Origin of the sequence: Flavobacterium sp., from assembly GCF_040402835.1 — a bacterium.
Taxonomy (GTDB): Bacteria; Bacteroidota; Bacteroidia; order Flavobacteriales; family Flavobacteriaceae; genus Flavobacterium.
Genome location: NZ_JBBALW010000001.1, coordinates 136,465 through 149,729 on the forward strand (window position 1 = coordinate 136,465; position 13,265 = coordinate 149,729).

Here is a 13,265-nt window from a genome sequence, read left to right on the forward strand (position 1 = left end):
ATCTGGGCTAAAAAAAAATTCACTGCAATGAACAAGAAAGTTATCCTAATGATACTTGATGGTTGGGGGAAATCTCCAGACCCAAAAGTTTCTGCAATAGACAATGCGAATATCCCTTTCATCAATTCGTTATATAAAAAATATCCTAGCGCACAATTACGAACAGATGGTTTGAACGTTGGTTTGCCAGAAGGACAAATGGGAAATTCTGAAGTGGGTCACATGAATTTGGGTGCCGGAAGGATTATCTATCAAGATTTAGCCAAAATAAATTTAGCGGTTGAACACAAAACCTTGAACAAAGAACCCATTTTGGTAGATGCTTTTCAATATGCAAAAGACAACAATGTTAACGTGCATTTTCTTGGATTGGTTTCTGATGGTGGCGTACATTCTCACACGTCTCATTTGCGCGGATTGATTGATGCAACCCAAGATTTTGGACTTCAAAAAGTATTTGTTCACGCTTTTACTGACGGTCGCGATGTTGACCCGAAATCAGGAAAAAAATACATTCAAGATTTAGAAAAGTATATCCAAAATACTTCTGTAAAATTAGCTTCGGTTATTGGACGATATTATTCAATGGATCGAGACAAACGTTGGGAACGTGTAAAATTAGCTTATGATTTATTGGTAAACGGTAAAGGAACTCCTTCTAAAAATGCAGTTGAAAACATCGAAGAAAGTTATAAAAATAACATTACTGACGAATTTATCGACCCCATTATTATGTTGGACGACAATGGAACTCCATTAGCAACTATCAAAGAAAATGATGTCGTGCTATTTTTCAATTTCCGAACAGACAGAGGTCGTGAATTGACAGAAGCGCTTTCGCAAAAAGATTTTCACGAGCAAAACATGCACAAATTGAATTTGTATTATGTAACGCTTACCAATTATGACGAAAGTTATCAGAACGTAAAAGTGGTTTATAACAAAGATCATATCACTGAAACGCTGGGTGAAGTTTTGGAAAAAGCCAACAAAAAGCAAATCAGAATTGCGGAAACAGAGAAATATCCACACGTTACTTTCTTTTTTTCTGGAGGTCGCGAGGATCCTTTTATTGGCGAAAGCCGCATCTTAAAAAACTCACCAAAAGTAGCAACGTATGATTTGCAACCCGAAATGAGCGCGTTTGAATTGGCGGAAGCCTTAGTTCCAGAAATAGAAAAAGGCGAAGTTGATTTTGTATGTTTGAATTTTGCCAATGGCGATATGGTGGGGCATACGGGCGTTATGAGTGCTGCAATAAAAGCCTGTGAAGCGGTAGATCAATGTGTTGAAAAAGTAATTACTGCGGCTTTGGCCAATAATTATACGACGATTGTAATTGCCGATCACGGAAATTGCGAAACCATGATCAATCCTGATGGAAGTCCAAATACTGCGCACACAACAAATCCAGTGCCTATTATTTTAGTTGATACTGATTTAAAAACCATTCACGATGGCGTTTTGAGCGATATTGCTCCAACAATTTTGGAGTTGATGGGAGTTGAAAAGCCAGTAGTCATGGACAGAAATTCGTTGTTGTAAACAGAAATTATTTTAGCCAATACGTTTTTGATTATAAATTGCTAATGCCTTAAATTAGACTTCTTACTACTAATTAAAATATTCCTTATAAATCCATTTTGAGGGTTTGAATATGCAATTTTTTCCATTTCTAAACCTCGTTATTAATAAAGATAGTGCTGCTTGCGCATAAACTCAATTATTGATTTTACAAATTTATAAATATCTTCTGACGATAAATATTTACTTATTTGTATTTGAATTTAAGAAAAAAAATTAATTATCTAAAGTTAATAAAACAGGGCAAAATTCATTTGAGTATGCAAATTGTTTCCAATAATAAATAAAAGTTAAAATTTCATTTTTAATAGTATTACTATTATATTTGCATAAATAACTACTATTTATGAATGCGATATTATCAAATTTGAAAATTCAGATTAACGAAAAAATATTTGTGAAGAATCCTGAAACATCCGACTTAGGGAAAAAAATATTAAAACATAGCATTCTACTAATCGATGAAATTGGATTTGACAACTTCACATTTAAAAAGCTGGGTGAAAAAATAGGGTCAAATGAAAGTTCTATTTATCGTTATTTTGAAAATAAGCATAAATTACTGGTTTATTTATCCTCTTGGTATTGGAGTTGGATAGAATATAAGTTGGTTTTCGCAACAGCAAATATTTTAGATAAAAAGGAAAAACTCAAAATAGCAATAACGATTGTAACCGAAAAAGTTCGGGATGATTTGAGTACAGAACATATTAATGAGGCGATTCTGAATAAAATTATAATTACTGAATTCACCAAAACATTGCATACTAAAGAAGTTGATCAGGAAAATAAGGAAGGTTATTTCTTGATTTACAAAAGACTGATTGCTAGGATTGAAGCCATAGTAAAAGACATCAATCCCGAATACCCTTATGCAAAAACACTAATTTCTTCGGTTGTGGAGGGAAGTTTACATCAGTATTTCTTGACGGAACACTTAAAACCAATTACAGATTGCAATGAGACAGTAACTCCTACTGATTTTTACTTGAATCTAGTAGAAAACGCCTTAAAATAAATATACAAATACAAATTATGACACCATTAAAACGATTTTACAATTTACTTGAGTTAGACAAAAAAGATGTTTCGCAATTATTTTTTTATGCGCTTTTTGCAGGATTAATAAGTTTGTCCTTGCCATTAGGAATTCAGGCAATAATAAATTTCATTCAATCGGGTCGCGTTAGCGCTTCATGGATTGTTTTAATTATTTTAGTTGTCTTTGGAGTAGCTTTAGTTGGTATTTTATCCTTAATGCAACTTCGGATAACTGAAAATTTGCAACAAAAAATGTTTGTACGTTCTTCATTCGAATTTGCTTCTCGTTTGCCAAAAATTAAAAAAGAACAATTATACAATACGTATCCGCCAGAGTTAGCAACTCGCTTTTTTGATACAATAACCATTCAAAAAGGTACTTCAAAATTACTACTTGATTTTTCAGCTGCATTACTTCAGATTTCTTTTGGAATCATACTTTTGTCTTTATATCACCCCTTCTTTATCGTTTTTGGAATACTATTATTTTTCCTTTTGTACTTCGTATTTAGATATTCTTATACATCGGGATTGGAAACTAGTATGAAAGAATCTAAATTCAAATATAAAGTAGCAAATTGGCTGCATGAAATGGCGCGAAACAACTATAGTTTCAAAAATGAAACCAACTATGATTTCGCACTTCAAAAAAATAATTTATTAGTAGCTGACTATTTAAATTATAGAGAAAAACACTTTAAAATAATTCAACGGCAATTTAGTCAGTTGATAGTTTTTAAAGTAATAATAACGGCCAGTTTATTGTTAGTTGGAGGTTTTTTAGTATTGTCTCAAAAAATGAATATTGGTCAATTTGTAGCTTCAGAAATAATCATATTATTAGTTATTAATTCCGTTGAAAAAATAATTATTGGTATTGAAACTTTTTATGATGTATTAACTTCTATTGAAAAAATTGGGGAGGTGACGGATTTGGAGTTAGAAAAAGAAATAAATACAACTACTGATATTTGTTACACAAGTATAAATTTAGAGGCAGATAACATTAAATTTAAATTTCCTGATTCAGATAAAGAAATAATAAATGATATTTCGATAAAGATTAACCAAGGAGAGAAAATTAGTATTGAAGGTGCAAATGGTTCGGGAAAATCAACATTAATAAAAATATTGTGTGGTTTGATAGAGCCAAAATCAGGTGCTTTGTATATAAATGATGACACCTTTAGAAAATTAAATTTGAATCAATTTCGCTCTCAAATCGCAAGTGTCTTGCATGATGAAACTACATTTGAAGGAACACTTTTAGAAAACATCACTTTTAAAAATCCAAACGTAAGCTTTGACGATATAAAATGGGCTATAGAAAGTGTTCAACTTACATCTTTTATAAAATCCTTACCGAAGGGATTGGACACTCCTATTTTTCCTGAAGGCAAACAATTATCTTCTTCCAATGCACAGAAAATCCTTTTGGCAAGAAGTATTATTTGTAAACCAAAAATCCTCTTCTATGAAGATCCAACAAGCGCTATGGACGAAATAGAAGCAAATAAAATTATTGATTTTATAACATCTAAAGATAATAAATGGACCATTATTGTTTCTTCTAAAAATTCTTATTGGGAAAAAAAATGCAATCGCAAAATAACAATGCAAAACGGGACCATTCAACTTGATATAAATACGAAATAACTATGCTAAATATATCTAATAACAAAGCCAGATTACAAAATTTAGAAAAATATTCTACTGTCAAAAATCTGACTAACAGACCGCATTATAGAATTTTAAATAAAATTATTGCTGTCGTTTCCATAATTGTTTTAATTGCACTTTTCCTGCCTTGGACGCAAAATATTTCTGGAGCTGGATTCGTAACTACTTTAAAACCGGGACAAAGACCACAATCGATTCAGAGTGTTATTTCTGGAAGAATAGAAAAATGGTATGTTCAAGAGGGTGATTTTGTAAATAAGGGTGATACAATACTATTTATTTCCGAAGTAAAAGAAGATTATATGGACCCAAATTTGGTTGAAAATACAAAAAAACAAGTTGATGCAAAAAAACAATCTTATCTATCCTATGGTTCAAAAGTAGTTTCGCTTTCTGAGCAAATTAAAGCGATAATAGCAGAAAAAAAATTAAAAAAAGAGCAAGCAAATAATAAAATCATACAATCGCAATTGAAAATAAAAAGTGATAGTATGGATTTGGCTGCTATAAAAACACAACTAAAAATAGCCAGTACGCAATTCAACCGTGCCATTCAACTTAATAAAGAAGGCCTAAAACCGCTTACTGATGTTGAAGAAAAAAGGTTGAAATTACAAGAGGTTGAAGCCAAAATAATTACTCAGGAAAACAAATTATTAACTAGTAAAAATGAGTTTATAAATGCAAAAGTAGAAACCAATCGAATTGATGCTGAATATTCCGAAAAAGAATCAAAGACACAAAGTGACCAATTTACAGCCGTTGGTAATCAGTATGAAACTGAAGCGCAAGTGAATAAATTAGAGAATCAATATGCAAATTATAGCATTCGAAACGGAATGTATTATATCAAGGCGTCCCAAAGTGGCTATATTAACAGAGCTTTGCAATCCGGAATTGGCGAAACAATAAAAGAAGGAACACCAATTGTTACAATTATGCCTTTAAATTATGATATAGCTGTTGAAACGTATGTAAACCCAATAGATTTGCCCTTGATTTCTAAAGGCGAAAAAGTTCGAGTATGGTTTGACGGTTGGCCAACTATTGTTTTTTCTGGCTGGCCCGATATTTCTTATGGAACTTTTGGCGGTAAAATTGTAGCCATAGAAAATTTCATTAGTGAAAATGGAAAATACAGAGTATTAATAGCTCCAGATAGTACCGATAATAAATGGCCAAAACAGTTGAGTATTGGTTCTGGTGCAAAAACTATTGCACTTTTACACAATGTGCCCGTTTGGTTTGAACTTTGGCGATCTCTGAACGGATTTCCACCTAATTATTATACTCCATCAACTCCATTAGCAAAAGAAAAAAAATAATGAAAAAAATACTTTTTATGTTTCTGTTTATTGGATTATTTGCTAATGGTCAAAATCCAGTATCCAAAGAACTTACCTATAATGAGTTTATTGGTTATGTAAAAAAGTTTCATCCACTAGTGAAAAATGCCAACCTAGAAATTAATAAGGCACAAGCAAATCTAATGATTGCCAGAGGTGGATTTGACCCTAAAATAGAAGTCGATTTTACAAAAAAACAGTTTAAAAACAAAGACTATTATTCCATTTTGAACAGCAGTTTCAAGATTCCCACTTGGTATGGAATTGAGATAAAAGCAGGATTTGACAATAGTGAAGGAATTTATTTGAACCCTGAAAACACAATTCCAAATCAAGGATTGACCTCTTTGGGAATTTCGGTTCCACTAGGTCAAGGATTACTAATAAACCAGAGAATGGCAGATGTTAGAAAAGCAAAAATCCAAATGCAACTGAGTCAATCCGAAAGGAAAATTCAAGCTATCGAAATACTTTATGATGCATCAGTAGCCTATTTTAATTGGAAGAAAACGTTCAACGAATTTAAATTGTATGAAGAATATACAAGTAACGCTCAAGTTCGATTTAAAGGAATTCAGACGTCAATCCAACAAGGCGACAAATCTGCAATTGATAGTATTGAAGCAAGAATTATTGTAAAAAACAGGTTGCTAAGTGCCGAAGATTCAAAGTTAAAACTAACTAAGGCAAAATTAGAATTATCTAATTTTTTATGGTTGGAAAACAATATTCCCTTAGAAATTTCGGAAGATATAATTCCTGAAATTCAGTTGGAATTGTCCATTCAAGAAACATTAAAGACAAATGACTTATTGAGTGACCAATTCTCAATAAATACGCATCCAAAAATTAATGTGCTTCAAAACAAAATCGACATCTTAAATGTAGAAAGAAAATTAAAAGCCAACATGTTATTGCCTAAAATTGATGTTGGTTATTCGTATTTGTCAGAGCCAAGTTACATTGATAACTATCAGTTTAAGGATTACAAAATTGGCTTGAATTTTTATTTCCCTTTATTTCTCAGAAAAGAACGAGGAAATTTGAAATTAGCAAAATTCAAAATTCAAGAAACTACATTTTTAATGGATTTTGAAAAAGTGCAATTACAAAATAAATTAACGACTCAAAAAATAGAAGTCAAATCCTTTTTGAAACAAATGGTCCTTGCAAAGTCCTTGGCGGAAGATTATGGAATAATGCTGAAATCTGAAGAGCGTTTGTTTCTATTTGGCGAAAGCTCCCTGTTTTTAATTAATATGCGAGAGAATAATTTGGTAGCCGCTAAGCTTTCACAAATTGCATTAGAAAATAAATTTTACATGTCAAATTCAGAACTTTTTAAAATTATTGCCAATCCTGATTAAATAATTATAAAATTGTATTTTTGCATCCTGAAAAAGGCATTATGATTATTGTAAAAACAAGAGAAGAAATAGAATTAATGCGTGAAAGCGCACTTATAGTTTCAAAAACATTGGGAATCATTGCTCGGGAAATTAAACCAGGAGTAACCACTTTATATTTAGATAAATTAGCCGAAGAATTTATTCGTGATAACGGTGCTATACCTAGTTTCCTTGGATTATATGGCTTTCCAAATTCGCTTTGTATGAGTCCAAATGCACAAGTCGTTCACGGAATTCCAAATACTATTCCCCTTGAAAGTGGCGATGTAATTTCAGTCGATTGTGGCGCATTCAAAAACGGATACCACGGCGACCACGCCTATTCCTTCGAAATTGGCGATGTGGCACCTGAAACCAAAAAATTATTACAAGTTACAAAAGACTCCTTATATATAGGTATTCGCGAATTCAAACTTGGAAATCGTGTGGAAGATGTTGGAAATGCCATTCAAAAATATACAGAATCTCACGGTTATGGCGTCGTTCGCGAATTAGTTGGACACGGTTTGGGGCAAAAAATGCACGAAGATCCCGAAATGCCAAATTACGGAAAACGAGGTCGCGGAAAAATGTTTGTTGAAGGAATGGTAGTTGCCATTGAACCTATGATAAACATGGGAACTAAAAACATAAAACAACTAAAAGACGGTTGGACAATTCTAACGGCCGACGGAAAACCAAGTGCCCACTTTGAACATGATGTAGCCATTATTGACGGCAAACCAGAGTTGCTTTCTACTTTTGCATATGTTTATGAAGCTTTGGGAATTGTAAGCAATGAAGAAGATGAGTTTAGAAAAGTGCCATTTGTGATATAATTATTTCACTAAGATTCACAAAAAAACGCAGAGATTCACTAAGATTTTATAAAATAAATATGGTATAAAATAACACAGATTTCAAAGATTCCCACAGATTTCTGATATTCGAAGTTTGAAATTAATGAAAAGTGTTACTCTTTAATTTTTAGAATATAACCAGGTAAAGAATTATAAATAATATAAAAATGGAAGATTACTATTTAAAGAATGAAACATATAAAATAATCGGAATTTGTATGGAAGTTCATAAAATACTAGGTAAAGGTCATAGTGAAAAAGTCTATGGGGACGCCATTGAATTTGAGTTTAAATCAAATGAAGTAAAGTATCAACGAGAATCAAAATTCAATATTTATTATAAAGAAATTGTGTTGCCAAGTTACTATTTTGCTGATTTTGTAGTATTTGACGAGATAATATTGGAAATTAAGGCAATTCAAGAACTTTCAAGTAGCGAAATTAAACAAACTCTAAATTATTTGGCTGCATCTCAAAATAAAATAGGATTATTAGTTAATTTTGGCGAAGACAGCCTCAAATACAAACGAATCATATTATAAATTAATCTGTGAAATCTGTGTTTAATTTTAGCATCAATATTATTTCTGCTTTTTAGTAAAACAGCAAAAAAATCATTTTAAATCAATCTGTGAAAATCTGTGAAATCTGTGTTTAATTTTAGTATCAATATTATTCTGCTTTTTAGTAAAACAGCAAAAAAATCATTTTAAATAAATCCGTGAAAATCTGTGAAATCTGTGTTTAATTTTAGTATCAATATTATTTCTGCTTCTTAGTAAAACAATATCAAATATAAACGAATCATTTTAAATCAATCTGTGAAATCTGTGTTTAAATTAATCCTCAATACCATTCCCCGCCCAATCCTAATCCGATTGAGTTATATCGTACGTCCAATTTTAGCTTTTATTTTAAAAGGAACCACTTTTACTGATCCAATTGACGGAAGAAGTTTCAAGATGTTTTTGCCTTACGGTTACGGAAACCAACGCAACAATGTGCTTTCGCCAAGTACTTTGTCGTTAGAAAGACACCGTTTGCTTTGGTTGTATTTAAATAATGAAACCGATTTTTTTACTTCATTAGAAAAAAAAGAGGTCTTGCATTTTGCACCAGAACAAGCATTCTACAAACTTTTTAGAAATCAGAAAAATATTAATTACACCACAACCGATTTGTTTTCGCCACTTGCCGATGTAAAAGCCGACATTTGCAATTTGCCTTTCACCGATAATTCTTATGATGTAATTCTTTGCAATCACGTATTGGAGCACATTCCAGACGACACAAAAGCAATGCAAGAATTGTATCGCATATTAAAACCCGGTGGAATGGGAATTTTCCAAATACCTCAAGACTTGAATCGAGCAACGACTTTTTCTGATGATGCTATAACCAATCAAAAAGAGCGCGCCGCCATTTTTGGACAATACGACCACGTCCGAATTTATGGACGCGATTATTTTGATAAACTAAGAAGCATAGGTTTCAAAGTAGTTGAAGAGGATTATACTTCCAAAATCGCTCCGGAATTAGTTGAGAAATATTGTTTGGCTAAAGGAGAAATTATTCCAGTTTGTTTTAAATAAAATCAGCAGACATAATTTAAGTTGTTCTTTTTATTATATTTACAAAGTAAAATTTACAAGTATGTCAAAAGCTTTTATACTAAAATTGTTCCTTGTTTTTATATCCATAGCAACTTTTGCGCAAGCGGAAAAAGAAGTCGAACCGCCATTTAATATCAAAACAATAACATTTGTTCAAAACGGACAAAATGCAATTCCGATTTTTAGTTTAAACGATTCCTTCCAAATTCAGTTTGATGATTTGTATGGAAATGAAGCCAACTATTATTATGAAATAATTCATTGTAATTACGATTGGAAACCTTCTGATTTGTCAAAAAACGAATATTTACGAGGCTTTGACGGATTGAGAATTCAAGATTACACCAATTCACTAAATACTTTACAACTTTTTTCGCATTACAATTTATCTTTGCCTAGCAAAAATACACAGTTTTTAGTAAGCGGAAACTACATCATCAAAATACTAAATGAAGACAGAGAAGTTGTTTTTTCAAGGAAATTTTTGCTCTATGAAAACTTAGTTTCTGTTCCAATGCAAGTAAAAAGAGCACGAACTTTAAACGCTATAAATTTCAAACAAAACATCGATTTTTCTATAAAATCACCCTCACTTTTATTTCAAAGTCCACTTCAAAACGTAAAAGTGCTTTTGCTTCAAAACGGAAAATTCAACGAAGCAATTACCAATATTAAACCGATGTACACCATTGGCAACGATTTGATTTACAAATACGATACCGAAACCCAATTTTGGGCAGGAAATGAATTTCTCTATTATGAAAATAAAGACATTCGTGCCGCAAACAATTATGTCGGCAGAGTTGACTCAAACAATGGCGTTTACAATGCCCATTTATACACCAATAATGCTCGTGCAAACAACACGTACACATACAATCCAGACACTAACGGTAATTTTATAATCCGAAACATAAATGCCGCCAATAACGAAATTGAAGCCGATTATTCTTGGGTATTTTTCACGTTATCAGCACCAGCTTTCTATGAAAAAAAAGGGATTTATGTGAATGGAATGTTCAATAATTATGCGCTTTCAGAAGAAAATAAAATGGAATATAATGAAGCAAAAGGCATCTACGAAAAAGCACTTATGATTAAACAAGGTTTCACTAATTATCAGTTTGTAGTTGCCGATTCAAAGAGAAATATTGACTACGAAAACGCCATTGATGGCAACTATTATCAAACCGAAAACAATTATTTTGCAATAATCTACTACCGTGAAAACAACCAACGCTACGACCGAATTATCGGAAAAGGAGTTGCCAATTCTCAGGATATTACAAACTAATTTATTTTTGAGCCAATATGTTGTTACAAGAGCTATTTTTTGTAATTTTACAAAAATTCAGCGTAAATAGTTATGGTATCACAAATTACAAGAGGTATAAAAATTTCAGTTTCTACTAGTTTTGAAGGCACTTACTTCAAAAACTACAAGATACAATTTGCCTTTAGCTATCACATTACAATCGAAAACCACAGCAAAGATTCCGTTCAATTAATGACCCGCCACTGGGAAATTTTCGATTCGCTACAAGAAACAGAAATCGTTGATGGGGAAGGAATAATAGGAAAAAAACCTGTTTTAAAACCAGGAGAGTTACACACGTATAGCTCTGGCTGCCTACTGACATCACCATTTGGCGCCATGCAAGGACATTTCAACATGGTGAATTTCACCTCCACACGAAACTTTAAAGTCGTTGTCCCAACATTCCGATTGAGTGCACCATTTGCATTAAATTAATTTGAAGCTAGTTCCAGCAGTCCATTACAACTCCTCGTTCAAAAATCTTTTTTTCTATTGTGTTTTCAAGAGCTCCCGCTGGTCGCTTTGAAAACACAAGAAAAAATAGCTTTTTGAACTGCGGGGTTTTCATTTTCGTCTGGGCTAGAAATCCCGAAATCAAGAATATTTTTAGAACAATTCATACTTTAATTTCTAATTCCAAATTGCCAAATATCAATTTTACAGTTGTACTTTTGTAAAAACATTTTCCCTCAAGGGACAAGCCCAAATTGAGCGAAGCTAAAATAAAAACTATCATGTTAAAAGGATTCTTTCATGTACCAAAAGCGGTTAACGAACCTGTAAAATCGTACGCGCCAAATTCGCCTGAAAAAGCAGCAGTTCTTGCAGCTTACAAACAAATGTGGAATTCAAAAATTGATGTTCCATTGTATATCGGAAGTGAAGAAATTAGAACTGGAAATACAAGAAATATGTCTGCGCCACACGATCACAAACACATCGTTGGAACCTATCATTTAGCTGAAAAAGCACACATTGAAAAAGCCATTGCCAACGCTTTAGAATCTAAAAAAGCTTGGGCAAATATGGCTTGGGAACAGCGCGCAGCAATTTTCTTAAAAGCCGCGGAATTAATTGCAGGTCCTTACCGAGCTAGAATTAATGCTGCAACAATGATTGCGCAATCTAAAAATGTTTTTCAAGCAGAAATAGATGCATCTTGCGAATTAATTGACTTTCTTCGTTATAATGTGGAGTTTATGACGCAAATTTATAACGACCAACCAAAATCAGATTCTTCTGTTTGGAATAGATTAGAATACCGTCCTTTAGAAGGATTTGTATATGCAATTACGCCGTTTAATTTTACCGCAATTGCCGCAAATTTACCTGCAAGTGCAGCCATGATGGGAAATGTTGTAATTTGGAAACCAAGTGACAGTCAAGTATTTTCTGCAAAAATCATCATCGATGTTTTCAATGAAGCGGGTGTTCCAGACGGAGTTATCAACGTAGTTTTTGGCGATGCCGAAATGATTACCAACACTGTTCTTGCAAGTCGCGATTTTGCTGGAGTTCATTTCACAGGTTCGACTCACGTTTTCAAAGACATTTGGGCAAAAATCGGTACTAACATTCATAATTATAAAACCTACCCAAGAATTGTGGGAGAAACAGGCGGAAAAGATTTTGTTGTAGCGCATCCAAGTGCCAATGTAAAACAAGTAGCAACAGGAATTGTTCGTGGTGCATTTGAATTTCAAGGGCAAAAATGTTCCGCAGCTTCGAGAGCGTATGTACCTCAAAGTTTGTGGCAAGCAGTAAAACAACAATTAATTACCGATGTAAAATCGATGAAAATGGGTTCGCCAGAAGATTTCGGAAATTTCATTACTGCAGTAATTCACGAAGGTTCTTTTGACAAATTAGTAGGATTCATTGAGCAAGCAAAAAAAGACACCGATGCTGAAATTATCGTTGGTGGAAATTATGATAAATCAGTGGGTTATTTTATTGAGCCAACAATTATTGTTACTACAAATCCAAAATATGCAACAATGGAAACCGAATTATTCGGACCTGTTATGACCATTTATGTATATGAAGATGCGGCTTGGGAAACTACATTACAATTGGTTGACCAAACTTCGGAATATGCATTAACAGGAGCAATATTTAGTCAAGATCGCTATGCTATTGAGCAAGCAACAATAGATTTGCAAAATGCAGCTGGAAATTTTTATGTAAATGACAAACCAACGGGAGCAGTTGTAGGAATGCAGCCTTTTGGTGGTGCAAGAGCTTCAGGAACGAATGACAAAGCGGGTTCGGCATTGAACTTGCTGCGTTGGGCTTCACCAAGAACTATCAAAGAAACATTTGTTACACCTGAAGATTACAGATACCCGTTTTTGGGAGAATAAAGTGATTGGCAAGAACGAGCAACCTCATTTTAAATTAAAAACCCTCAAGAATCAAACTAGTTCTAGTGGGTT

At 32.9% G+C, this 13,265-nt stretch carries 11 protein-coding genes; all 11 read left to right on the top strand.

Annotated features, from left to right (window positions below):
* Positions 1-27 precede the first annotated feature (27 nt).
* Complete coding sequence (gpmI, locus tag AC9UEH_RS00750; RefSeq protein ID WP_509527442.1) at positions 28-1,545, top strand: 2,3-bisphosphoglycerate-independent phosphoglycerate mutase; 1,518 nt, start codon at positions 28-30, stop codon at positions 1,543-1,545.
* A 385-nt stretch (positions 1,546-1,930) separates the two neighbouring features.
* Positions 1,931-2,602 (top strand): TetR/AcrR family transcriptional regulator, encoded by a 672-nt coding sequence (locus AC9UEH_RS00755; protein ID WP_509527445.1) that lies wholly within the window; start codon positions 1,931-1,933, stop codon positions 2,600-2,602.
* 17 nt (positions 2,603-2,619) lie between these two features.
* On the top strand, positions 2,620-4,281 hold the full coding sequence (locus AC9UEH_RS00760) for a peptidase domain-containing ABC transporter (protein ID WP_509527447.1): 1,662 nt from the start codon (positions 2,620-2,622) through the stop codon (positions 4,279-4,281).
* 2 nt (positions 4,282-4,283) lie between these two features.
* The gene (locus tag AC9UEH_RS00765) at positions 4,284-5,630 is read left to right on the top strand and encodes an HlyD family secretion protein (RefSeq protein ID WP_509527449.1); all 1,347 of its coding nucleotides are present in this window, start codon (positions 4,284-4,286) and stop codon (positions 5,628-5,630) included.
* A complete protein-coding gene (locus tag AC9UEH_RS00770; RefSeq protein ID WP_509527451.1) occupies positions 5,630-7,018 on the top strand; it encodes a TolC family protein in 1,389 nt (462 codons plus the stop codon). The genes AC9UEH_RS00765 and AC9UEH_RS00770 overlap by 1 nt, the downstream gene beginning before the upstream one ends.
* Before the next feature lie 41 nt (positions 7,019-7,059).
* Positions 7,060-7,878 carry a type I methionyl aminopeptidase gene (gene map, locus AC9UEH_RS00775; protein WP_509527454.1) on the top strand — a complete coding sequence of 273 codons (819 nt, stop codon included), beginning with the start codon at positions 7,060-7,062 and terminating at the stop codon, positions 7,876-7,878.
* 188 nt (positions 7,879-8,066) lie between these two features.
* A complete protein-coding gene (locus tag AC9UEH_RS00780; RefSeq protein ID WP_509527457.1) occupies positions 8,067-8,441 on the top strand; it encodes a GxxExxY protein in 375 nt (124 codons plus the stop codon).
* A gap of 279 nt (positions 8,442-8,720) precedes the next feature.
* Positions 8,721-9,491: a class I SAM-dependent methyltransferase gene (locus AC9UEH_RS00785; protein WP_509527459.1), complete on the top strand. Its 771-nt coding sequence runs from the start codon at positions 8,721-8,723 to the stop codon at positions 9,489-9,491.
* Between the two features lie 61 nt (positions 9,492-9,552).
* Entirely contained in the window at positions 9,553-10,806 is a 1,254-nt protein-coding gene (locus tag AC9UEH_RS00790; RefSeq protein WP_509527461.1) for a type IX secretion system plug protein, read from the top strand.
* Positions 10,807-10,878: 72 nt separating this feature from the next.
* The gene (gene apaG / locus AC9UEH_RS00795; RefSeq protein ID WP_509527464.1) at positions 10,879-11,265 is read left to right on the top strand and encodes a Co2+/Mg2+ efflux facilitator ApaG/CorD; all 387 of its coding nucleotides are present in this window, start codon (positions 10,879-10,881) and stop codon (positions 11,263-11,265) included.
* A 299-nt stretch (positions 11,266-11,564) separates the two neighbouring features.
* Positions 11,565-13,193 (top strand): L-glutamate gamma-semialdehyde dehydrogenase, encoded by a 1,629-nt coding sequence (pruA, locus tag AC9UEH_RS00800; RefSeq protein ID WP_509527467.1) that lies wholly within the window; start codon positions 11,565-11,567, stop codon positions 13,191-13,193.
* Positions 13,194-13,265 lie beyond the last annotated feature (72 nt).